The 21,178-nt window shown below is 66.0% G+C and carries 21 protein-coding genes and 1 pseudogene; 8 read left to right on the top strand and 14 right to left on the bottom strand.

Translation table 11 applies throughout. From position 1 onward, the window contains the following. Window positions 1–456 precede the first annotated feature (456 nt). Window positions 457–1,062 (bottom strand): annotated as a pseudogene (locus tag AC1D1Y_RS13920) (5-formyltetrahydrofolate cyclo-ligase); the annotation flags it as partial. A gap of 10 nt (window positions 1,063–1,072) precedes the next feature. Between AC1D1Y_RS13920 and AC1D1Y_RS13925 the strand changes: the two are divergent. Next, window positions 1,073–3,187: a lytic transglycosylase domain-containing protein gene (locus AC1D1Y_RS13925; RefSeq protein WP_477682905.1), complete on the top strand. Its 2,115-nt coding sequence runs from the start codon at window positions 1,073–1,075 to the stop codon at window positions 3,185–3,187. A 9-nt stretch (window positions 3,188–3,196) separates the two neighbouring features. On the opposite strand, the gene AC1D1Y_RS13930 is transcribed toward AC1D1Y_RS13925, so the two are convergent. Together AC1D1Y_RS13930 and AC1D1Y_RS13935 are read right to left on the bottom strand one after the other, a co-directional pair. Next, complete coding sequence (locus tag AC1D1Y_RS13930; protein WP_477682844.1) at window positions 3,197–4,333, bottom strand: anhydro-N-acetylmuramic acid kinase; 1,137 nt, start codon at window positions 4,331–4,333, stop codon at window positions 3,197–3,199. Window positions 4,334–4,355: 22 nt separating this feature from the next. Further along, on the bottom strand, window positions 4,356–5,720 hold the full coding sequence (locus AC1D1Y_RS13935) for a M23 family metallopeptidase (protein ID WP_477682845.1): 1,365 nt from the start codon (window positions 5,718–5,720) through the stop codon (window positions 4,356–4,358). Window positions 5,721–5,945: 225 nt separating this feature from the next. Here AC1D1Y_RS13935 and tyrS point away from each other — a divergent pair, with 225 nt between their 5' ends. Continuing rightward, window positions 5,946–7,178, top strand: coding sequence for a tyrosine--tRNA ligase (gene tyrS, locus AC1D1Y_RS13940; protein ID WP_477682846.1), 1,233 nt, complete (start codon window positions 5,946–5,948; stop codon window positions 7,176–7,178). A 30-nt stretch (window positions 7,179–7,208) separates the two neighbouring features. On the opposite strand, the gene AC1D1Y_RS13945 is transcribed toward tyrS, so the two are convergent. The 3 genes from AC1D1Y_RS13945 to AC1D1Y_RS13955 form a co-directional block, all read right to left on the bottom strand. Continuing rightward, on the bottom strand, window positions 7,209–7,814 hold the full coding sequence (locus AC1D1Y_RS13945; protein WP_477682847.1) for an OmpA family protein: 606 nt from the start codon (window positions 7,812–7,814) through the stop codon (window positions 7,209–7,211). Then, window positions 7,811–8,359 (bottom strand): FecR family protein, encoded by a 549-nt coding sequence (locus AC1D1Y_RS13950; protein ID WP_477682848.1) that lies wholly within the window; start codon window positions 8,357–8,359, stop codon window positions 7,811–7,813. Before AC1D1Y_RS13950 ends, AC1D1Y_RS13945 begins: the two co-directional genes overlap by 4 nt. A 90-nt stretch (window positions 8,360–8,449) precedes the next feature. Continuing rightward, window positions 8,450–8,821, bottom strand: a complete 372-nt coding sequence (locus AC1D1Y_RS13955) for a cupin domain-containing protein (protein ID WP_477682906.1) — start codon at window positions 8,819–8,821, stop codon at window positions 8,450–8,452. 179 nt (window positions 8,822–9,000) lie between these two features. Between AC1D1Y_RS13955 and AC1D1Y_RS13960 the strand changes: the two genes are divergently transcribed. From AC1D1Y_RS13960 to AC1D1Y_RS13975, 4 genes are read left to right on the top strand one after another with little or no spacing between them, the layout of a single operon-like run. Next, window positions 9,001–9,915, top strand: a complete 915-nt coding sequence (locus tag AC1D1Y_RS13960; RefSeq protein ID WP_477682849.1) for a cation diffusion facilitator family transporter — start codon at window positions 9,001–9,003, stop codon at window positions 9,913–9,915. Window positions 9,916–9,972: 57 nt separating this feature from the next. After that, window positions 9,973–10,725, top strand: coding sequence for a substrate-binding domain-containing protein (locus AC1D1Y_RS13965; protein ID WP_477682850.1), 753 nt, complete (start codon window positions 9,973–9,975; stop codon window positions 10,723–10,725). Beyond that, the gene (gene dtd / locus AC1D1Y_RS13970) at window positions 10,725–11,174 is read left to right on the top strand and encodes a D-aminoacyl-tRNA deacylase (protein WP_477682851.1); all 450 of its coding nucleotides are present in this window, start codon (window positions 10,725–10,727) and stop codon (window positions 11,172–11,174) included. The genes AC1D1Y_RS13965 and dtd overlap by 1 nt, the downstream gene beginning before the upstream one ends. Further along, window positions 11,158–11,943, top strand: a complete 786-nt coding sequence (locus AC1D1Y_RS13975) for a glycosyltransferase (protein ID WP_477682852.1) — start codon at window positions 11,158–11,160, stop codon at window positions 11,941–11,943. Before dtd ends, AC1D1Y_RS13975 begins: the two co-directional genes overlap by 17 nt. 28 nt (window positions 11,944–11,971) lie before the next feature. Here the strand turns inward: AC1D1Y_RS13975 and ybeY are convergent, their stop codons facing one another. The 8 genes from ybeY to AC1D1Y_RS14015 all read right to left on the bottom strand — a co-directional run bounded on the left by ybeY (window position 11,972) and on the right by AC1D1Y_RS14015 (window position 19,370). After that, a complete protein-coding gene (gene ybeY / locus AC1D1Y_RS13980; RefSeq protein ID WP_477682853.1) occupies window positions 11,972–12,427 on the bottom strand; it encodes an rRNA maturation RNase YbeY in 456 nt (151 codons plus the stop codon). Next, the gene (locus AC1D1Y_RS13985; RefSeq protein WP_477682854.1) at window positions 12,417–13,427 is read right to left on the bottom strand and encodes a PhoH family protein; all 1,011 of its coding nucleotides are present in this window, start codon (window positions 13,425–13,427) and stop codon (window positions 12,417–12,419) included. Before AC1D1Y_RS13985 ends, ybeY begins: the two co-directional genes overlap by 11 nt. A 129-nt stretch (window positions 13,428–13,556) precedes the next feature. Beyond that, window positions 13,557–14,510 carry a phosphatidate cytidylyltransferase gene (locus AC1D1Y_RS13990; protein ID WP_477682855.1) on the bottom strand — a complete coding sequence of 318 codons (954 nt, stop codon included), beginning with the start codon at window positions 14,508–14,510 and terminating at the stop codon, window positions 13,557–13,559. Further along, window positions 14,507–15,187: a lysophospholipid acyltransferase family protein gene (locus tag AC1D1Y_RS13995; protein ID WP_477682856.1), complete on the bottom strand. Its 681-nt coding sequence runs from the start codon at window positions 15,185–15,187 to the stop codon at window positions 14,507–14,509. The genes AC1D1Y_RS13990 and AC1D1Y_RS13995 overlap by 4 nt, the downstream gene beginning before the upstream one ends. A 30-nt stretch (window positions 15,188–15,217) precedes the next feature. Beyond that, complete coding sequence (locus AC1D1Y_RS14000) at window positions 15,218–15,652, bottom strand: hypothetical protein (protein WP_477682857.1); 435 nt, start codon at window positions 15,650–15,652, stop codon at window positions 15,218–15,220. Next, on the bottom strand, window positions 15,649–16,974 hold the full coding sequence (locus tag AC1D1Y_RS14005) for a phosphatase PAP2/dual specificity phosphatase family protein (protein WP_477682858.1): 1,326 nt from the start codon (window positions 16,972–16,974) through the stop codon (window positions 15,649–15,651). The genes AC1D1Y_RS14000 and AC1D1Y_RS14005 overlap by 4 nt, the downstream gene beginning before the upstream one ends. Beyond that, the gene (locus AC1D1Y_RS14010; protein ID WP_477682859.1) at window positions 16,971–18,731 is read right to left on the bottom strand and encodes a bifunctional alpha/beta hydrolase/class I SAM-dependent methyltransferase; all 1,761 of its coding nucleotides are present in this window, start codon (window positions 18,729–18,731) and stop codon (window positions 16,971–16,973) included. Before AC1D1Y_RS14010 ends, AC1D1Y_RS14005 begins: the two co-directional genes overlap by 4 nt. Continuing rightward, window positions 18,732–19,370 carry a CDP-alcohol phosphatidyltransferase family protein gene (locus tag AC1D1Y_RS14015; RefSeq protein ID WP_477682860.1) on the bottom strand — a complete coding sequence of 213 codons (639 nt, stop codon included), beginning with the start codon at window positions 19,368–19,370 and terminating at the stop codon, window positions 18,732–18,734. It abuts the gene before it with no gap. A gap of 154 nt (window positions 19,371–19,524) precedes the next feature. On the opposite strand from AC1D1Y_RS14015, the gene ruvA reads away from it, so the two are divergent. Then, window positions 19,525–20,097, top strand: coding sequence for a Holliday junction branch migration protein RuvA (gene ruvA / locus AC1D1Y_RS14020; protein ID WP_477682861.1), 573 nt, complete (start codon window positions 19,525–19,527; stop codon window positions 20,095–20,097). Between the two features lie 13 nt (window positions 20,098–20,110). Continuing rightward, entirely contained in the window at window positions 20,111–21,178 is a 1,068-nt protein-coding gene (gene ruvB / locus AC1D1Y_RS14025; protein ID WP_477682862.1) for a Holliday junction branch migration DNA helicase RuvB, read from the top strand.

The raw sequence follows: 21,178 nt of genomic DNA on the forward strand, positions 1-21,178 counted from the left end.
TGCTGGCCGGGGGTAGCCCGGCGGCTACTCACTTTTCTTTTGCTTCGCCAAAAGAAAAGTAAGCAAAAGAAAAGGCGACCCTGGTTGCTGCGTCCCTGCGCTTCGCTGCGGGCAACCTGCGGTGCTCGGTCCAGACGGGGTCTCGCTAAACTCGCCTTCGGCTCAAACAACGCGATCCCTGATCCGTCTGGMCCTSCGCTCCTCGGCGCATCCACAAGGGGTGGGGAAGGAATACCAAATCCAATACCGAATACCTGAAGAAACAAGGACTCGCCACGGCGAGTCCTTGTTTGTATTTGTCTTCTTTCCCCGCTCCCGATTGCCCCGTCCTGGCTGGGCCGAGGAGCGCAGAGACAAGCGGATCAGGGCCGGCGTTGTCTGAGCCGAAGGCGAGTTTAGCCGGACCCCGCTTGGCTCGAGCACCGCAGGTTGCCCGTAGCGAAGCGTAGGGACCCGAATCGCATCCAAAGGAATGTCATGCGGCTCAGGCTCCATATCCGGCAACCACCCATTCGTATACCCCAACCCAACCGTAAACGGCCGAGGTTGCAGCGTCGCCAGCGTCCGGTCATAAAACCCCCCGCCATAACCCAGCCGGTAACCCCCCGGCCCATAGCCCACGCAGGGCACAAACAGCAGGGTCGGGACAATCACCTCGGTGTCTTTGGGTTTGGGGATGCCGTAGGCATCTTCTTCCATCGGGCAACCGGGATACCAGGCATGGAAAGTCAGGGTTTTGTGCAGCTTGTTGACCACCGGCAGTCCGATCTTGCGCGGCGACCGGGCCGCGATGCTTTCGGTGGCCAGCTGGGCAGTCTCTACCTCGGCCAGCGCCGGGTTTGACGAAGAATCCTGACTCAGGATCGCGTCTTCCTGCCATCGGTACAGCGCGGGCAGCGGGTCAAACTCCCCCTTGATGGGCCAGTAGGCGCCGATCACCTCATGGGTGGAACCGACCAGCCAGATGCGCATCACACGCTGGAGCAGGTCGGCGCGCTCCAGGCGGTCTGGCATGTTCAGTCGCGCTTCGACCAGCGCCTTGCGTGTACTTAATTTGTCCATAATGTCCCAGATGCTATACAAATTTCTTATCAACCCCCTGCGGGCGGCGACCCTGGCGCCTTTTTTGGGCGCGATGGCCTCTCTCGCGCTGCTGGCCCCGGCTGCGGCGCAAGCGCCCGCCAGCGCGGGCGACAACGTGATCGTTGAGATGAACAAGGCCTTCAAGCGCGGCGACAGGGCCCGGCTGGCGCAGTTGCTGCCGCAGGCCCGCGGCCATGCGCTGGAGCCATGGGCTGCGTATTGGGAACTCAAGCTGCGCCTGGGCGAGGCCGGCGCGCAGGAGGTGCAGGACTTCTTCAGCCGCTACGCCGGCACCTACCAGGAAGACCGCCTGCGCAACGACTGGCTGCTGCTGCTGGGCCAGCGCCGCGACTGGGCAGGTTTTGCCGCTGAATACCCCAACTACAGAATGAACGACGACAAGGAGGTGCGTTGCTACGCGCTGCTGGTCGAACACCTGAAAAACCCGGTGGCCGATACGCGCCTGGCCGATGAAGTCAAGAAGAACTGGTATGCGCAGCGCGAGGCCGACGACGGCTGCAATTCGGCCGCTGAGCGGCTGGTGACCACCAAAAACCTCAAGCCGCAGGACGCCTGGGTCAAGGCCCGGCTGGCCACCGAAGCCAACCGCCCGCGCTCGGCTGCAGCCGCCGTGCAGATCGTCGCACCCGACGCCGCGGCCATGGTCAACGACCTCAACGCCAGCCCCATCAAGTTCCTGGCCGGCAAGCACCTCGCCCTGAGCAAGTCGCGGCGCGAAATCATCACGCTGGCGCTGATCAAGATGGCGATCAGCGACATCGAGGGTGCGGCCTTCCAGCTGGAAAACAAATGGGGCATGCAGCTGAACACCGAGGAACGCAACTGGGTCTGGGGCGTGATAGGCCGGCAGGCCGCCACGCGCCTGGGCGCCACCCCGGCCGGCGACGCATTGCAATATTTTGCCAACGTCACCAAGGACACCGACCTCAGCGACGACATGCTGGGCTGGAAAGTCCGGGCGGCATTGCGCGCGGGCACACAGCCCAACTGGACGCTGGTGCTGGCAGCCGTCAACGCCATGAGCGAGGACGCGCGCAAGGACCCGACCTGGAGCTACTGGAAAGCGCGCGCACTGCTGGCCACCGCGCCGCCCGATGCGGCGCCCAAGCCCGTCGTTGTGGCCACCACGCCCGGCGTGGCGCAGACCATCCCCACCGGCATCACGATTTCGCCGCAGCGCGCCGAGGCCCTGGCCCTGCTGCAGTCCTTCGCATCGGTGCGCGGCTTCTATGAGCAGCTCGCGCTCGAGGAAACCGGCCAGAAGATCACCGTGCCGGCCAAACCCGCGCCGCTGACACCTGAGGAGAAAGAAGCCGCGCGGATCAATCCGGGTCTGAACCGCGCCGCCTACGCGATTGCCATCGGCCTGCGCCCCGAAGGCACGCGCGAGTGGAACTACAGCACCAACCTGCACCAGCGCGGCGGCATGGGCGACCGCGATCTGCTGGCCGCCGCCCAGTTCGCCTGCGACCGCCAGATCTGGGACCGCTGCATCAACACCAGCGAGCGCACCAAGGGCGAGATTGATTTCGAGCAGCGCTTTCCGATGCCTTTCCGTGAAACCGTGACCAAGCGCGCCCAGTCCATCAGCCTGGACCCGGCTTACGTCTACGGCCTGATCCGCCAGGAAAGCCGCTTCATCATGGACGCGCGCTCCGGCGTGGGCGCCTCGGGGCTGATGCAGGTCATGCCCGCGACGGCGCGCTGGACCGCCAAAAAAATCGGCCTGGAAGGCTTCACGCAAGAGCAGCTCAACGACCGTGACACCAACATCGCGATCGGCACGGCCTACCTCAAGTTCGCACTGGACGACTTCAACGGCTCCATGCCCATGGCCGCGGCCGCCTACAACGCCGGACCCGGCCGGCCGCGCACCTGGCGCAACGGCCCGGTGCTGGACGCGGCGATCTGGGCCGAGAGCATTCCCTTCAGCGAGACGCGCGACTACGTGAAAAAAGTGCTGTCCAACACCACCAACTACGCGGCCCTCCTGACGGGGCGGCCGCAATCGCTGAAAGCCAGGTTGAGCACTGTGGGGCCGCGCGATGCGGCGCAGCCCGAGCCCTACAAGGATCTTCCTTAAACGAGAAGCCTAGGCAGGATAGACCGCGCCCAGCACCCTGAGGCCGCGCGCGCCGGTCACGCTGGGCAGGTTGCCGGGCCGGCCCAGCACCAGTTGCCGAGCCAGCCACGCAAACGCCGCCGCCTCCACCTGCAGCGGCGGCAGGCCGTGCTGGTCGGAGGTGCTGACACGCAGCGAGGGCAGGCCGGCCTGCAGGCGCGCCAGCAAGTGGGTGTTGAAGGCGCCGCCGCCGCAGACGATCAGCGACTCGCTGCCTTTGCCGTAAGCATCGATGCCCAGGATGCAGGCCCTGGCGGTGAACTCGGTCAAGGTGTTCTGGATGTCCTCGGGCCGCTCTGACGCAAACGGTTGGAGCTTGCCCGCCAGCCAGTCCAGGCTGAACAGGTCACGGCCCGTGCTTTTGGGAATCGGTTGCGAAAAATACGGTTCGGCCAGCAGGCTGTCCAGCAGCGCGGGCAGCAGCGTGCCGCTGGCCGCCCAGGCGCCGCCGGCGTCATAGGGCTGGCCGGTATGCTGCCGGCACCAGGCGTCCATCAGCGCATTGCCGGGCCCGCAATCAAAGCCCAGCACCGGCGAACTCGCCGCCTTCGGCAGCACGCTGAGGTTGGAAATACCGCCCAGGTTGAGCACGCACACCGCGCTATCCTCACGGCCGAAGACGCCCTGGTGGAAAGCCGGCACCAGCGGCGCGCCCTGGCCGCCCGCCGCCACGTCGCGGCTGCGGAAATCCGCGCCCACGGTGATGCCCGTGAGCTCGGCCAGCAGGGCCGGGTTGTTGAGCTGCAGCGTATAGCCCGCGCCGGCGGGCTCGTTTGATGTTCTTTGCGGCTGGTGTCGCACGGTCTGGCCGTGTGCGCCTATGGCCTTGATGTCCAGGGGCGAGATATCTTGCTTCGCGGCCTGGGCCAGCAGCGCGGCGACGACCTTGGCATAGACCGCTGCAACCTGGTTGCCGGCGAGAGCGGCGCGGTGCAGTTCGTTGTGGGTGGGTGTATTCAGCGCCAGCAGTTCGGCATGGAAGGCGTCGCTGAAAGCTTCGGTCGCGGCGGCAAGGACGCGCGGCTTGTCGCCCTCAAACACCACGAGCACCCCGTCGGCACCGTCCAGCGAGGTGCCCGACATCAGGCCAATGTAGTAATCCATCATGCGGCTATTTTGCCGCAGGCCATTATTCAGCGCGAGTCTGGGTGATGGTGGCAGCAGCCAGCAACTGCGTCTTCACGCCAGCCGCACGCTCCCGGAACAGCGGCATGGAGGCCGCGGCGACGGGAATGGTCTCGCTTTGCTTGGCGATCATCATCGGGTCCTGGTGCACGCCGTTGACGCGGAATTCGAAATGCAGGTGCGGGCCGGTGGCCCAGCCGGTGCTGCCGACGAGACCGATGGTCTGGCCCTGGCTCACGTTCTGGCCTTTTTGCACCATGAGTTTGCTCAGGTGGGCGTAGACGGTCTCGTGGCCGTTGCGGTGCCGGACGAAAACCACGTTGCCGTAGCCGTTCTGCACGCCGGAAAATTCGACCACGCCGTCGCCCACAGTGCGCGCGGGGGTGCCGGTGGGGGATGCGAAGTCGGTGCCCAGGTGGGCGCGCCACTTTTGCAGGATGGGGTGAAAGCGCATCGAAAAGCCGCTGCTGATGCGCGAGAACTCGACCGGCGAGCTCAGGTAGGCGCGGCGCAGGCTCTGGCCGTCGAGGGTGTAGTAGCCGCCCTTGTTGGCGGCGCCGGCGGCGTCCAGGCCCGGGGGCTGGAACCACATGGCTTGGTAGGCCTTGCCGGCATTGACGAATTCGGCCGACAGCACGCGGCCGGTGCGCAGCGGCTCGCCGTCGGCTTCGAGGGATTCATAGACCACGTTGAAGCGGTCGCCCTTGCGCAGCGCGCGGCGGAAATCGATGTCGCTGGAGAAGATTTCGGCGATCTGCACGGCCACGCCGTCGGGGATGCGGGCATCGTCGGTGGCGGCGAACAGCGAGGTCTGGATGCTGCCGCTTGAGAGGCGCGCGGTGGCGACGTAAGGCGCGGTTTCAATGCGCGACGTGAAGCCGGCGGCGCCGCGCTCGACGACCAGGCGCTTGAACATGGTTTCATCGTCGGTGGGCCAGCGCATGCTGAGCTTGAGCAGTTGCTGGCTGTCGCTGGCTTCGGCCGTCACGTTTTTGCCGGCGCGGCCCATGAGCAGGGTGCGCGCATTGGCGTCGCTGCGCAAAAAGGCGGCGGCGGCGCTGTCGTCGATGTTCAGGCGCTTGAGCAGGGAATCGGCGGTGTCGCTGCTGCGCGTGCTTTCGGTTCGGAACAGCTTGAAGCGGAAATCGATCAGCGAATCGGTCTGGGCCTGGGTGGGCAGGGATTCCACCGCTTCGAGCACCTGGCGTACCGGCAGGTCGGCGGCGTCGGGCGCCATGGGCGCCACACCGAAGGCGGTGACGGCGGTGCCCAGCAGCAGCACAGCGAGGCTGGCGGCAAGCCGTTTGGGGTGGCGGCGAAGGCTGTGGGCGACGGGAAACAGTATCTGGGAGGGGGTTGGCAGTTTCAAGACAAAATTCCCAACAAAAATGCATCGGGCGCTGCGGAGCGCCGGACTGCTGTATAAAACATGGAGAGCTTTGATGGCCAGCCCTGGATTGAGGGGTGGGGCCTGAGCCATCCAGACGATGTGGTTCCTGATCAGCAATTTGCAGGCCAACTAAAATGGCCCGCTGGATGCAGGAGAGCCGCCAGTATATCTGTCGGACAAGTCCCCGACATGTGAAAAACCCTTATGAATCAAGCGCTTGTTACAAAATACCCCGTCACCGACCGTGTAAAGATGGCCCTCCAGACCACCTTGCGAGGCTGCGAAGAACTGATCCCGGAAAACGATTGGATACAAAAACTGGCCAAATCCGAGGCCACCGGCGTCCCGCTGCGCATCAAGCTGGGCCTGGACCCGACCGCGCCTGACATTCATGTCGGCCACACCGTGGTGCTGAACAAAATGCGTCAGCTCCAGGATCTGGGCCATACAGTCATTTTTCTTATAGGCGACTTCACCAGCCTGATCGGCGACCCCTCGGGCCGCAATAGCACGCGCCCGCCGCTCACGCCCGAACAGATCAAGGTCAACGCCGAAACCTATCGCGCACAGGCCGACAAGATCCTCGACCCCTCCAGGACCGAGCTGCGCTACAACAGCGAATGGAGCGAGCCGCTGGGCGCCACCGGCATGATCCAGCTGGCCTCGCGCTACACCGTGGCCCGCATGATGGAGCGCAACGACTTCAACGACCGCTTCAAGGCCGGCACGCCCATCAGCGTGCACGAGTTCTTGTACCCGCTGATGCAGGGCTACGACTCGGTGGCCCTCAAGAGCGACCTCGAGCTTGGCGGCACCGACCAGAAGTTCAACCTCCTGATGGGCCGCCACCTGCAGCAAGAGTATGGGCAGGAGCCGCAGTGCATCCTGACCATGCCGCTGCTTGAGGGCCTGGACGGCATCGACAAGATGTCCAAGAGCAAGAACAACTACATCGGCATCAGCGAGGACGCCAACACCATGTTCGCCAAGGTGCTGTCGATCTCCGACGTGCTGATGTGGAAGTGGTACACGCTGCTGTCCTTCAAGAGTGAAGCCGACATCGCGGCCCTGAAAGCCGAGGTGGCAGGCGGGCGCAACCCCAAGGACGCCAAGGTGGCGCTGGCCAAGGAGATCACGGCGCGCTTTCACTCGGCCGCCGCGGCGGACGCCGCCGAGCAGGACTTCATCAACCGCAGCAAGGGCGGCGTGCCCGACGAGATTCCCGAGGTGTCCCTGACGGGCGCGCCCATGGGCATAGGCGCGCTGCTCAAGGCCGCGGGTCTGGCGCCTTCTGGTAGCGAAGCCACGCGCCTGATCGACGGCGGCGGCGTGCGGGTGGATTCCAGCGTGGTGAGCGACAAGGCGCTCAAGCTGGCGGCCGGCACCTACGTGTTGCAGGTCGGCAAGCGCAAGTTCGCGCGCGTGACGCTGGGCTGAGCCTGCGCCACCCCAGCGCCTGAATTCTGATTAACGAACCTCGATGGTGACGCGCCGGTTGCTCGGCTCGTCCACTTCGTCGGCCGTCGGCACGGCAAGTTCGCGCTCGCCCCGGCCGGCCGCCTCGATGCGCTCAGCCGGAAATTGGCGCTCGGCCAGCATCTGGCGCACCTGTCGCGCGCGCTCAGCCGACAAGGCGTCGTTGCTGGCGCCCGAGCCCACGGTGTCGGTATGGCCGGTGATCACCATGTCGCCGCCGCTGCGGGCCAGCGCCGCGGCCAGCACTTCCTCAAGGACCTTCTGCGATTCGGCCGTGAGCACCGTGCCGCCCGCGTCGAAATACAGCGTGTAGCGCTGCGGCCGGGGCGGCGCCATCTCAAACAAGGAGCGATGCTCGGCCTGCACTTTGGCCGGGTCGGCCTGGTCCAGCCGGGGCGCACCGCCGGCCCCCGATGCCGCGGTGGCGCGGTGGTAGGGTTGGCTCAAGGTGGTTTCGGCGCCGGGGCCGGCTTTGGCGCGCACCACCACGGCGGACGGCGCGCCGCCCTCTTGCGGCAGCAGCACCACGCGCGTGCCGGTCTTGGAACAGGCCGCCAGCAGCAGGGCCAGCGAAAGAGAAAGAAAACGGCCGCTCATGGCTGCTCGTCCGCTTGCACGATAAAGTCCGTTCCGCGCACGCCGACGAAGGCGAACTGCGTTTCGATGCGCACCGCTTCCGGGTGCGACTTGCCGAGCAGGCCGGTAATCATGCGCAGCGAGCCCTTGAGCAGCGAGGCCAGCAAGTTGCCGTCATGGGTGGTCGCATCAAAGCTGAAGGCCTTGAGTTCCATGTGCGAGGACGGCCCGACCACCAGCGTGGTGCCGTCGCGTAGCACCAGGCTGGCGGCGGAATCGGGGCCGGTCGTGATGCGCCCGCCGGGCAACAATGCATCGCCGGCCTGTGCCGGGCGTACCGCGGCGCCGGCGGCTTCCTGCAGTTGCACGTTGCCCCTCAGGGTCTTGATGAAACCAGCCTGCCGGGTGAGGACTTCAACGGGGGTGGGGACCAAAGCCGCCGCGGCGATAACGGGGGCTTCGGGGACGGAGGGTGGCGTGGGCGTTGTTGCCGACGGGGCCTGCGCATGCGCGCCGGCCACAGCCAGCGCCAGCGCCGTGGCTGCGATCAGATGCGGAAAAGTCATTGTTGTACTCCCGCGCCCATTGTCGCACTGGCGACGGGAGTTTCCCGCGCGCGCAAAGCCCGCGCATCCGCCTGGCGCCGCGGGCGCGGCTCAGGGCGCGGGCGAGGCCAGCGGCTTGCCTTTTTCCACGACGTAGACGCCCACCAGCTTGATGGGCACGGCCGCGTTGTTGTGGGCGTCGTGCACCACGCCGGCTGGAATGACAAAGGACTCGCCGGCCTTGACCTGGCGCGGCGGCTGGCCGTCGATCAGCAAGGTGGCCTCGCCTTCGAGCACGTAGCTGATCTCATCGCCGGGATGTGTGTGGCGGCCGGCCTTGGCGCCGGGGGCCACGTCGACGCGAGCCACCACGGCCTCGCGCCCCGGCACCGACACATCGGCTTTGCCGACCAGGGTGCGCGTAAGGCCCGAGGCCTGTGCGAACAAGGCGCCGGCCGAGACGGCCAGCACGGTGCCCAGCATCAGGGCCACACTGCGTTTCTGGATTTTCATGGGTGATTCCTCAGGAGTTGTTCAAGCTTGGGTTGGATCGCGCGCAGGGGCCTGCGGCGCGCACCCATCCTAGCGGCCGCGTCCGGCGCCGGCCTTGGGAACAACCCTTGGCGCGCGCGCCGCCGCGGCCCGTCGTTCACAATAGCGCCATGAGTTCGACCGCCCTCCAGGCCCTGACGCCGCAGCGCATGCTGCTTGCCTCCGTGGCCGTCGCGGTGCTCACCATTGCCCTGAAGACCGCGGCCTGGTACATCACCGGCTCAGTGGGGCTGCTGTCGGATGCGATGGAGTCCTTCGTCAACCTGGCCAGCGCGTTGTTCGGCCTGGCGATGGTCACCATCGCGCAGCGGCCCGCCGACACCGACCATCCCTACGGCCACCACAAGGCCGAGTATTTTTCATCCGGCTTTGAAGGCGCGCTGATCATAGGCGCGGCCGCGGCCATCATCTGGGCCGCGACCCATCGCATCCTGAACCCGCAGCCGCTGGAGAAAATGGGCTGGGGCCTGGCGCTGGCGGTGGGCAGCTCGGCCCTCAACGGCCTGCTGGCCTGGGTGATGTTTCGCGCGGCCAAAGCGCACCGCTCGATCGCACTCGAGGCCGACGCCAGGCACCTGGTGACCGACGTATGGACCTCGGCGGGCGTGGTCGTGGGCATAGGCGCCGTGATCGCCACCGGCTGGCTGTGGCTGGACGCGGTGGTGGCCATAGGCGTGGCCCTCAACATCCTGTGGGAAGGCTGCCGGCTGGTGTGGCGCTCGTCGCAAGGCCTGATGGACGAGGCCGTGGAGCCCGAGGTGATGGCCGAAATCCAGAAGGCACTGGACGGCTTTGCCCATCCCACCATCCGCTTTGACCACCTCAGCACGCGCCGCGCCGGCCAGCGGCGCTTTGTCGACCTGCACATGCACATGCCGGCCAACTGGTCGCTGGGGCGAGCCGCCGCCGTGCGGGCCAGCGTCGAGCAGGCGCTGATGAGCGCCGTGCCCGGCCTGCGCGCCACCATCCAGTTGTTGCCCAGCGACGTGGAAGCGCATTCCGGCGACGAAGCCGACCTGATCTGAATACGCTTTCTCTCTCTCCGATAATTTCCCAGTTCCTTTATTGCCCAGGAGTCCTTCATGAAACCCATCTCGATACTTGCCCAAGCGCTGGCCGGTGCACTGCTCAGCTTGGGCGCGCAAGCCGCCGAGCTTGCGGTGCTCAGCGCCGGCGCCATCGAGCCGGGCCTGAAGGCCGCGGCCGCCGCGTTTGAAAAGCAGACCGGCCACAGCGTGAAGATCAACTTCAACACCGCGCCCGAGCTGAAAAAGCGCATGGAATCCAACCCGGCGTTTGACGTGGTGATTGCACCGCCCGCCGTGATCGGCGAATTCGCGGCGGCCAGCAAGCTGGCCGAAACACGCGCCAACGTCGGCCGTGTCGGCATGGGCGTGGCGGTGCGCGACGGCGCCGCGGCACCCGATATTTCCAGCGCCGAGGCGCTCAAGCGCTCGGTGCTCGTCGCCGACTCGCTGGTGTTCAACCGTGCCTCCACCGGCCTGTACCTCGAAGGCCTGCTCAAGAAGATGGAGGTCTATGCCCAGGTCGAGGGCAAAACCACGCGCTATCCCGACGGCGCCGCCGTGATGGAGCATGTCATCAAGGGCAAAGGCAATGAGATCGGCTTCGGCGCGATCACCGAAATCCTGCTCTACCAGGGCAAGGGCCTGAAGTTCGCCGGCCCGGTGCCGGCCGAAGTGCAGAACTACACCTCCTACACCGCCGCGCCGCTGGCCTCGGGCAAACAGCAGGAACTGTCCCAGCAGTTCGTGAGCTTCCTGTCGGGGCCGGTGGGCAAGCCGCTGTTCGTCGCGGCCGGCGTGACCGACTGATGAAGGCGCTGCTTCAGCGAGTGGCCGAGGCCCGCGTGGTGATTGCCGGCGAGACCGTCGGCCAGATTGGCCCCGGGCTGCTCGTGCTGGTCTGCGCCGAGCGCGGCGATGCCGAGGCGCAGGCCGACAAACTGCTCGCCAAGATCCTCAAGCTGCGCATCTTCTCGGACGAGGCCGGGAAAATGAACCTGTCGGTGCAGGACGTCAAAGGCAGCCTGCTCGTCGTGAGCCAGTTCACCCTGGTCGCCGACGCCTCAGGCGGCAACCGGCCCAGCTTCACCGGCGCGGCGGCGCCTGAGGAAGGCAGGCGGCTTTACGACTACTTTGTGGCCCAGGCGCGGACGCTGCATCCGCAGGTGGAAACGGGACGATTCGCCGCCGACATGCAGGTGCACCTGGTCAACGACGGGCCGGTGACCATCCCGCTACGTATTGACCCGCCAGCCTGACCAGGAGAGGCTGGGGTATAAATCGGCAGATAAATGGTCGGCAAGCGTTTCCCCACGGCCGCCCCAACACCGCAAATTCTTTAGGTTGCCCATGATCCGTTTTGTCGTCGCCACTCGCAGCAGTTTCGAAAATTTTTTCACCGATACGGCCACAGGCCGGACACTGGCTTTGTACTATCGCCTGGGCGGCATGCAGGTACGTGTGTTTGAAAAAAATACCGCCGGCCTTCCTTCGGTATACAACCAGGCCATTGAAGAGTCGCGGGAAAACCCGGCACTGCTGGTTTTTTGCCATGACGACATATGTCTGAGCGACTTTTTCTGGGCCGACCGTCTGCGCGAAGGTATCCAGCACTATGACATCGTGGGCCTGGTTGGCAACCAGCGCCGCGTACCGCGCCAGCCGAGCTGGGCCTTTGTCGATGACAAGAACACCTGGGACGCCCCCGAAAACCTTAGCGGTGTGGTGGGCCACGGCAATAGCTTCCCGCCGAGCAAGCTACACATCTTTGGTCCGTCGGGCGTACCCGTCAAGCTGCTGGACGGCCTGTTGATGGCCTGCGACAGCGAACTGCTGATCAAAAAAAACCTGCGCTTTGACGAGCGCTTTGATTTCCATTTTTACGATCTCGATTTTTGCCGCCAGGCTGAACAACTGGGTCTCAGCATGGGCACCTGGCCGATTTCCGTGATGCACGAAAGCGCCGGCGGTCATGGCCCCTCCTGGGAAGCTGCCTATGCGGTTTATCTGGAGAAATGGCAGTCTTGAGGAGACTCAGGCCTTCAAGACCTGAAATTCAGCGATAGGGATTAGCGAATCCCAATCCCGCCAGGATGCGGATCTCTTCCGCCTCCATGGCCTCGGCATCTTCCTCGCCGGTTTCATGGTCCCAGCCCTGGGCGTGCAGCGTACCGTGCACCAGCAAATGCGCGTAGTGGGCCTGCAGCGTCTTGCCGTTGTCTTTCGCTTCCTGGGCCACCACGGGCGCGCACAGCACCAGGTCGGCGGTGACCACCGGTTCCTGCGTGTAGTCGAAGGTCAGCACATTGGTAGCGTAGTCGCGTTGGCGGTAGTCGCGGTTCAGCGCCTGGCCTTCTTCGGCGTCCACGATGCGCACGGTGATCTCGCCGTCCTGCGCGAGCGCATGGCGTATCCAGCGGATCACGCCGTGGCGCGGCAGGGCCGCGCGGTGGCGCGCGGCGTTCTTCAGGTCGCTGAACTGCAGCGACAGGCTCAATTGCTTAAGAGCCATTGCGGCTCCTGGCGCTAGCACGGCGGGCCGGCGCGGGTTCGGTGGCGCCGTCCTCCGCGGCGGCGGCCACGCCCGGGGATTTGTCGTAGGCATCAACAATGCGCGCCACCAGCGGGTGGCGCACCACGTCAGCGCTGGTCAGGCGGGTGATGGCGATGCCCTTGACGCGCTTGAGCACGCGCTCGGCATCCACCAGGCCGCTGAGCTGCGTGCGGGGCAGGTCCACCTGGCTCACGTCGCCCGTGACCACAGCCTTGCTGCCGAAACCGATACGCGTCAGGAACATCTTCATCTGCTCAGGCGTGGTGTTTTGCGCCTCGTCGAGGATGACGAACGCGTGGTTCAGCGTGCGGCCGCGCATGAAGGCCAGCGGCGCGATCTCGATCTGCTGGCGCTCAAAAGCCTTCTGCACGCGCTCAAAGCCCATCAACTCATGCAGCGCGTCGTAAAGCGGGCGCAGGTAGGGGTCCACCTTCTGGCTCAGGTCGCCCGGCAGAAATCCGAGGCGCTCACCAGCTTCAACCGCGGGGCGCGTCAGCACGATGCGCTGTACGGTGCTGCGCTCCAGGGCATCGACCGCGCAGGCCACGGCCAGATAGGTCTTGCCGGTGCCGGCCGGGCCGATGCCGAAGGTGATGTCGTGTGTTGCGATGTTTTCCAGGTAGGTGCCCTGGTTGGTGGTGCGGGCGCGCAGGTCGGCGCGCCTGGTCGTCAGCGCGATGCCGCCGTCGGGCGCGGTGCTCAGGGCTGTGTCGCCGGCCAGCATCAGCTGCACGGTTTCGGGTTCTATGGGCCGCTGGGCTATTTCGTACAGGGCCTGCAACACTTCCAGCGCCAGCGTCGCCTTGACTTTGGTGCCGTCGATCTTGAACTGCTCGAAGCGGTGCGCGATCGTGACGTCCAGCGCCGCCTCTATGGTGCGGATGTGGCTGTCCATGGGGCCGCACAGGTGGCCCATGCGAGTGTTGTTTGGCGGCGTGAAGGTGTGGCGAAGAATCAAGGGCGGGCTTTCCGGGAGAGATTGCACCAGGCGTGGCCGGCTGGATACAGGCAGATGGGTGATTGTCTCTCCAATATCAAGGCTGCGGGGCCTGCCGGTTTTCATCCCTCCCGGGGGCGGCGGCGCTCCTTACGGCACCCACCAATAGCGCAGCGCATGGAAGTAAATGGGCGCGGCGAACACCACCGAATCCAGCCTGTCCAGCATGCCGCCGTGGCCTTCTATCATGGTGCCCCAGTCCTTCACGCCGCGGTCGCGTTTGATGGCCGACATCACCAGGCCGCCGAAAAATCCCATCATGCAGACGGTGAGCGCCATCAGCGCCGCCTGCCAGGGGTTAAAGGGCGTCGCCCAGTAAAGCGCCGCGCCCAGCGCGGTGGCGCTGGCCACGCCCCCGACCAGGCCTTCCCAGGTTTTGGAAGGTGACAATTCGGGCGCCACCTTGCGCTTGCCGAAAAGTTTGCCCCAGACATACTGCAGCACATCGCTGCCCTGCACCACGATCACCAGGAAGGCGATCAGGAGCAGGTTGCGTCCCTCAAAGCCGGGGATTTGCAGCGTGAGCAGCGCCGGCACGTGGCTGATGCAGAACACGCAGATCATCAGGCCCCATTGCACTTTGGAGGTGCGCTCCAGAAAGCGCTTGGTGTCGCCGCCCACCGCCGCGAGTATGGGCAGCACCAGGAAGGCATAGACCGGGATGAAGATGGAATACAGCCCGTACCAGTCGATCCAGATCAGGAAATACTGCACCGGCAGCGCGATGAAGAACGCCACCGCGATCGCAACGTGGTCGCCGCGCCGCGTGTAGGCCAGGCTCATGAATTCGCGCAGCGCGTAAAAGGAGATCAGGTAGAACAGCACGATCACGCCGCTCCTGCCGCAGGCAAAGGACAGGCCGATGACGCCTATCATCACCCACCAGGCATTGACGCGGGAGTTAAGGTTGTCGATCACCGAATGCGGCTCGCCGCGCGCGATGCGCCACTTGAGCAGTGCGCCTATGCTGGAGGCCAGCAGCAGCACGCCGAAGACACCGCCGAAAAGCATCAGCGTGGTTTGGGTGGAGGGGGAAAGGTTCATGGCGTCGTGTCCTCCGCCCGGTCGTATTCCGGTCGCAGGTCCAGCATGGCGGCGCGCGCACGCGCGATGAAGGTGTTTTTGTCTTCGCCCTCGGCCAGCGCCATGGGTATGCCGTAGCGCACGCTGCAGGCCAGGGGAATGGGCACCAGCGTGCCCTTGGGCAGCACGCGCTTGAGGTTCTCTATCCAGACCGGCACCAGCCGCACCTGCGGGCAAGCCCGCGCCAGGTGGTAGAGCCCGCTTTTAAGCGGCAGCAACACCTCGTCGCCGGTGTTGCGCGTGCCTTCGGGAAACATGATGAGCGAATCCCCGGCGAGCAGCGCCTCGGTCATCTGCCCGACCGGGTCGGAGCCGGCCTGGCCGCCGGCACCGTCGCGCCGGATCATCAGCGCATTGAACACGTCATTGCCGATAAACCGCCGCAGCGCCGAAGTTTCCCAGTAATCCTGGCCCGCCACCGGCCGCGTGATGGCGCGCAGGTCCGCCGGCAGCGTGGCCCACAGCAGCACGAAATCGCCATGGCTGGTGTGGTTGGCGAAATAAAGCGTCTGCTCCGCCTTGGGCGTCGTGCCTGCCCAGATGGCGCGCACGCCGGTCAGCAACCGCGCCGCCAGCACGATCAGCCAGGCTGATGCGGCCGCCGCCAGGCCTAAACCGCTTTGAGGGGATCTACTCATGAAACAAGTCCTTTAAAGGATGAAGCGCGGTCAGCGCAGGTCCTGGGTCAGCAGCGCCAGCAGGAACAGCCCGCTCTGGCAGGCCACGGCAACGCCATGGCGCTGCAACAGCCGGCGCGCGCCCGCCACACGGTCTTCGAGCGCGCGCGGCTGGCCGCTTGCTGGGCGCAAGCCCAGGCGCTGCAATGCGCTGTCCAGGTCGCCCAGTGACGCGATGGCGCCGCCGGCCAGGTCCTTGAACAGGCCGGCATCGAAAGACAGCCGGAAGGCGAGGTAGCGCTCCAGCACGCCGACCAGCGCCACCGCAGCAAAACCCATCGTGGACAGCATGGGCAATGAGCGCCCGGTGAGGGCCAGGACGGCGATTGCCACCACGCTCAGGGCCAGTCCCCATGCGGCCACTATGCGGGCGGCCTGGAGCAGCCTGGCCGTGGCGGAACACAGTGCGCGATCCATGTCGTTCATGCTGCCGTCCGGCGGGTGGCATGGTCCAGCGCTTGCTGCCACGCTGCGCCCAGCACGATTTGCGGCCGCGCCTGGCGCACCAGCCCTTCGGCCTGCACCAGGCTGCCGGCCGCGCCGTGCAGGCGCAGCCAGGTGATGGCCACAGCGGCACTGCGCGAAAAACCAAGGGCGCAACACACCCATACCGCTTTGCCGGCGCGGCGCTGGCCTTCTATCACGCCGGCCGCGCGCTGCAAGTCCAGCGGCGCCGGCACGGCCAGGTCCAGCAGAGGTACGCAGCGCGCGCCTTCGACGCTCGGCAATTGCAACTCCGCGCTGAGGCTGACCAGGCGGGGCCGCCCCGCGGTCTCCCATTCGGCAAGCGTCGGGATGCGCCCAAGCCGCAGGCCCGGCGCGACCTCGACCGATGCCGGCAGGCGGCGCGTCCACAGCCGCGCGTTGATTGCGGCGCCCAGCCGGTACGGCGCCAGCAGCCAGCGTGCGGCCCAGCGCATGCGCCCGCGCCCGTCCATCTGGAAGCCGCGCGCGCCCAAGCCTACATAGTTCAATGCCACCAGCGCCAGCGATACGGCCGGCCAGGCGAGCCAAAGCCCCAGGCCGCCCAGGGCGAACGCCGCGGCAAGAAAAGCGATGGCCCCCAGGGCGTACAACCCGGCCAGCTTCCAGCGCCGCGCGTCGCGCGCCAGGCGCCAGCCCCGCGGCAGCGACACCACCCGCTCAAGCGGCCACAGCCACACGCAGACCAGCCCCAGCAGCGCGCCGGTCGGAATGTCGATGAAGTGGTGCTGCCAGGTCGTGAGCACCGACGCACAGATCGCGAAGGCCCACAGATGCAATACGGCGCGCGCCCAGGCAGCGGTGACGAAACGGCGGTACCAGTCCCACAGGATTACCGCCAGCGCGATGTGCAGCGACGGGGCCTGGTTAAAGGGCTGGTCGAAACTGCGCAAGGCATTGAACAGAAAGGCCGGTGCGCCGCTGACCTCCGGCTGGCCGAAACTGAAGCGCAGCGGCCACAACACAAAACAGGCCACCGCCAGGCAGGTCGCGGTCAACAGCCGCGCGCCATGCCGGTCCAGCGTGTGGCGGTCACGCGCCAGGAACAGCGACAGGGCATAAAAGACGTTGATGGTCCAGTAGGGAAAGATGGTCCACGGCCAGAACGGCAGCGAGCGCTCCCAGTCGAAGGCAAGCGTCGGAACGGCCGCGCGGGAAGCGGCCCACCAGTTGGCGAAACCGTAGGCCGCGTAAAACAGTGGCCCCAGCAGCGCCAGCCAGGCGGCCGCGCGCTTCCAGGGACGTTGCGCGAACCGGCGTGTCATGCGCCGACGCGGACCGCGAGGGAAACCGTGAAAATGCCCCATTCGTCGATGCGCTGCGCGATCTTGCGAAAGCCCGCCTCTTCCACCAACTGGTCCATTTCGGCCTGGGTGCGGCGGCGCATGACCCAGGCTTCGCCCTGGCGGTGGCTGGTGAGCGCCCGCGCGATCATCTCCAGCTGCGGATGCCAGGGCTGGCCTGTGTAGACCAGGTAGCCGCCTTCTTCCACCGCGTCGCCGACACCGGCGAGCGAGCGGCGCACCATCGCGTTGTCGGGAAAAAGCTCATAAAGCCCCGACACCACAGCCACCGTGGGCCGCGGCACGACGCCCGCCAGGCTGGTACGGTCGAAGGCGTCGGCCTGCACGAATTGCGCAACGCCGGCGAGCCCTTTTTCCGCGATCAGCGCGCTGCCGTCGCGCACGTTGATGTCGCTGTAGTCGCGCAGCAGAATGGAGGCCGGCTTCACCGGGCTGGACAGCGCGGCGTCAAGCACGTAGCGGCCGTGGCCCGCGGCGATGTCCATCAGCCGCACGTCACGGTGCTGCGCAGCCAGGCGCTCCATGGCCTCGCGCAGCAGTTCCTCGACATGGATCTTGCGCTGGCGTATGCCGCGCCAGCCTATCGAATTGAGGTAGGTCTTGTCGATGTTCCGGCCCAGCGGGCCCGCGCCTTCGGGCTTGTTGCGGTAAACATAGTCCAGCGTGCTGCCGGAATCAAAACCCGTGTCATGGCCCAGTTTGACGCCGCGCGAGAGCAGGCCGCCCAGGCGCAGGCTGCCGCGGGTCAGGGCCCAATAGGCGCCACGCGGCGACAGGGGTGACAGCGGCTCGGCCAGCGCGCGCGATTCATCGGCCGTTTCGCCGCGCAGGTGGGCCTCGCGCAGGTCGACGGGCGGCGCGGGGGCGTCAAAGCGCTCCAGGATGAAGCTGCGTATGCCCAGCACCGCCGGCGCGCGGTCCCTCTCGCCCAGCGTGTCGTGAAAAAACCCGGGCAGCTCGGTCTTGGTTTTCACGGCGCTGCCCAGGCGCTCGAAGAAGCGGTGCTGGGGTTTGTGGTGCACCACCCAGTCGGCGCCGGAGATAAGCAACTGCACCGGCTGGGTGATGGCATTGGCGTCCGCCACGATGCGGTCGGCCGCCGTGTACAGGTCCAGCAGGATGTTGACCGCGATGGGGCGCGAGATCAGCGGGTCGCTTTCGTAGCTCGCGATGCGCGCGGGGTCGTGCGTGAGGAACTTCGCCTTGACATAGCTGTTGACGAAAAACAGGCCGCGCAGCTTGTGCATCAATGCCAGCCCGGCGCGCGCGAAAGGCACATAGAGCTTGACCTTGAAAGCCGGTGAGGCCAGCGTCAGGCCGCGAACCCTGGGCGCATAGTCGTGCGCCCAGGTCGCGATCAGCACCGCTCCCACGCTTTGCGCGATGACATGGATGTCGCGCTCCGGCACGCCGTGCGCGCTGCCGATGTGGTCGACAAAGGTCTGCACGTCGCGCACCGAGGTCGCGAAGCTGGGGCTGTAGCCGCGCTGGCCCGGTGAGCGGCCGTGGCCGCGCGCATCCCAGGCGAAAAAGTCGAACTCCGGAAGGTTGAGCTCATCCACCAGATGCGCCATGCGCGCGCCATGTTCGTGGCCGCGATGGAACAGCACGACGGCGCCGCGCCTCGGGCCTTGCGTGGCGGGCCAGTGCCGGTAAAACAGGGACTGCCCGTCATGCGTGCTGAAGTGGTGTTCGTCGGGGGTGCGGGAAGTGCTCATTCAATCCTTGGGGTTGTTGTTGGCATGGGTCGCAAGAGTTTTTGCCTCAGCCACGGCCAGGCGTGTCCGGTTGGCAATGGTCCAGGCGATGAGGGCGGCAAGCAGCGGCATCAGCCAGGCGGTCCATGCCGGCAGGGGCCAACCTGATGCGACATAAAGCGCCAGCGCGCCGAACACAAAAGCCCGGTCGCTTTTTCCGAGCGGGCCGTCGTAGCGGCGCGATGCGCCTATGGTGGGCCCGAGCGCGCCTGCGAATTCGCTGAGGCCGGCCAGCACGATCACGGCGCCAACCCAGAAAGGGCTGAAAGGCGCCACCAGGGCAAAGGGGAGGTAAAGCGCGGCATCCGACACAACGTCGGTCAGCTCGTTGAGAAAGGCGCCCAGGGGGCTTTGCTGGCCGTGCTCGCGCGCCAGCATGCCGTCGATGGCATTGAAGCCCATGCGCACGAGCATCCACAGGGCAATCAGGCCGAAAGCAAGCGGTGAAGGCTGCGCGAAGAAAAGCCAGAGTCCCAGGGCCGTTGAAATCACGCAAGCGGCCAGCGTGACCTGGTTGGCGGTCACGCCCAGGGCGTGCAGCCACCTCACCAGGGGCCTGAGCAGGGCCTGAAAACGCGGCTTCAATCGATAGATCGACATTTCTTTTGACTCCCCCTCTTTCGCCGGATTCTATAGATGACTGCGTTTTCACGGGAACTCTGGAATTCCGGCCGGATCCGCAAGCCTCCCGGCGCTTCCCTGGCGGTGGATCGTCGTCTGGTGTGGAAACAGGCGCGACTGATAAGATTTGCCCATGATTGGAAGACTCTCCGGCCAACTGGCCGAAAAAACCCCCCCGGAAATCCTGGTGGACTGCAACGGCGTCGGCTACGAGGTGCTGGTGCCCATGAGCACCTTCTACAACCTGCCCGGCCTGGGCGAAAAAGTCAGCCTGCTGACGCATTTTGTGGTGCGCGAAGACGCGCAAATCCTCTACGGCTTCGGCAGCGCCACCGAGCGCGCCGCCTTCCGCCAACTGATCAAGATTTCCGGCGTCGGCCCGCGCACCGCGCTCAGCGTGCTAAGCGGCATGAGTGTCGAAGAACTCTCGCAAGCAGTGACCCAGCAGGAGGCCGGCCGCATCATCAAGGTGCCCGGCATCGGCAAAAAAACCGCCGAGCGCCTGCTGCTCGAGTTGAAGGGCAAGCTGGGCGCCGACATCGGCGTGCAGGTCAGCGTGGCCAACGACGCCCAGTCCGACATCCTGCAGGCCCTGGTGGCGCTGGGCTACAGCGACCGCGATGCCGCGCTGGCGCTCAAGGCCTTGCCCAAGGACATCGGCGTGAGCGACGGCATCAAGCTGGCGCTGAAGGCGCTGGCGAAATAGCCGATAAAGCACCATGAGCATTCAGACTGACGATTTCTCTCCCGGGGATTTTCCGCCGGCCAAGCGCGTGATGTCGGCGGCGCCGGCCTCGCCCGGCGAGGAGGCCATCGAACGCGCGCTACGCCCCAAGCTGTTTGACGAGTACGTGGGCCAGACCAAGGTGCGCGACCAGCTCGAAATTTTCATAGGCGCGGCCAAAAAGCGGCAAGAGGCGCTGGACCACGTTCTGCTGTTCGGCCCGCCCGGCCTGGGCAAGACCACGCTGTCCCACATCATCGCGCACGAACTCGGCGTAAACCTGCGGCAGACCTCGGGCCCGGTGCTCGAAAAGCCCAAGGACCTGGCGGCGCTGCTGACCAACCTCGAAAAGAACGACGTCTTGTTCATCGACGAAATCCACCGCCTGAGCCCGGTGGTGGAAGAAATTCTTTACCCCGCGCTCGAGGACTACCAGATCGACATCATGATCGGCGAAGGCCCGGCGGCACGCAGCATCAAGCTCGACCTGCAGCCCTTCACCCTGGTGGGCGCCACCACGCGCGCCGGCATGCTGACCAACCCGCTGCGCGACCGCTTCGGCATCGTCGCGCGGCTGGAGTTCTACACCCCCGACGAACTCGCGCGCATCGTCAGGCGCAGCGCCAAGCTGCTCAACGCGCCCATGGACGAGGAAGGCGGCTTTGAGATCGCCCGCCGCTCGCGCGGCACGCCGCGCATCGCCAACCGCCTGCTGCGCCGCGTGCGCGACTATGCCGACGTCAAGGGCAGCGGCCACATCTCGCTGGACATCGCCAACAAGGCGCTGGCCATGCTGGACGTGGACCCGCAGGGCTTTGACGTGATGGACAGAAAACTGCTGGAGGCTGTCATCCACCGCTTCGACGGTGGGCCTGTGGGCCTGGACAACATCGCCGCCAGCATCGGCGAGGAACGCGACACGATCGAGGATGTGATCGAGCCCTACCTGATCCAGCAGGGCTATCTGCAGCGCACGCCGCGCGGGCGCATCGCCACGCTGGCCGCTTACCGGCACCTGGGCGTGGCGCCGCCGGCCAGCGGCAACGACATGTTTAACGCCTGA

Source organism: Polaromonas sp. P1_G1 (assembly GCF_056405595.1).

Coding starts and splice junctions, on each gene's coding strand:
- ruvA (WP_477682861.1), top strand. CDS start 19,525: ATGATTGGAAGACTCTCCGGCCAACTGGCCGAAAAAACCCCCCCGGAA.
- AC1D1Y_RS13955 (WP_477682906.1), bottom strand. CDS start 8,821: ATGCTGGGCACCGTGCTGGCCGTCTCGGCCGGCGCCTTGTTCGCACAG.
- AC1D1Y_RS13945 (WP_477682847.1), bottom strand. CDS start 7,814: ATGAGCGGCCGTTTTCTTTCTCTTTCGCTGGCCCTGCTGCTGGCGGCC.
- AC1D1Y_RS13965 (WP_477682850.1), top strand. CDS start 9,973: ATGAAACCCATCTCGATACTTGCCCAAGCGCTGGCCGGTGCACTGCTC.
- AC1D1Y_RS13960 (WP_477682849.1), top strand. CDS start 9,001: ATGAGTTCGACCGCCCTCCAGGCCCTGACGCCGCAGCGCATGCTGCTT.
- AC1D1Y_RS14000 (WP_477682857.1), bottom strand. CDS start 15,652: ATGAACGACATGGATCGCGCACTGTGTTCCGCCACGGCCAGGCTGCTC.
- AC1D1Y_RS14010 (WP_477682859.1), bottom strand. CDS start 18,731: ATGAGCACTTCCCGCACCCCCGACGAACACCACTTCAGCACGCATGAC.
- AC1D1Y_RS14015 (WP_477682860.1), bottom strand. CDS start 19,370: ATGTCGATCTATCGATTGAAGCCGCGTTTTCAGGCCCTGCTCAGGCCC.
- ybeY (WP_477682853.1), bottom strand. CDS start 12,427: ATGGCTCTTAAGCAATTGAGCCTGTCGCTGCAGTTCAGCGACCTGAAG.
- AC1D1Y_RS13950 (WP_477682848.1), bottom strand. CDS start 8,359: ATGACTTTTCCGCATCTGATCGCAGCCACGGCGCTGGCGCTGGCTGTG.
- AC1D1Y_RS13990 (WP_477682855.1), bottom strand. CDS start 14,510: ATGAACCTTTCCCCCTCCACCCAAACCACGCTGATGCTTTTCGGCGGT.
- AC1D1Y_RS14005 (WP_477682858.1), bottom strand. CDS start 16,974: ATGACACGCCGGTTCGCGCAACGTCCCTGGAAGCGCGCGGCCGCCTGG.
- AC1D1Y_RS13995 (WP_477682856.1), bottom strand. CDS start 15,187: ATGAGTAGATCCCCTCAAAGCGGTTTAGGCCTGGCGGCGGCCGCATCA.
- AC1D1Y_RS13925 (WP_477682905.1), top strand. CDS start 1,073: ATGCTATACAAATTTCTTATCAACCCCCTGCGGGCGGCGACCCTGGCG.
- dtd (WP_477682851.1), top strand. CDS start 10,725: ATGAAGGCGCTGCTTCAGCGAGTGGCCGAGGCCCGCGTGGTGATTGCC.
- ruvB (WP_477682862.1), top strand. CDS start 20,111: ATGAGCATTCAGACTGACGATTTCTCTCCCGGGGATTTTCCGCCGGCC.
- AC1D1Y_RS13930 (WP_477682844.1), bottom strand. CDS start 4,333: ATGATGGATTACTACATTGGCCTGATGTCGGGCACCTCGCTGGACGGT.
- tyrS (WP_477682846.1), top strand. CDS start 5,946: ATGAATCAAGCGCTTGTTACAAAATACCCCGTCACCGACCGTGTAAAG.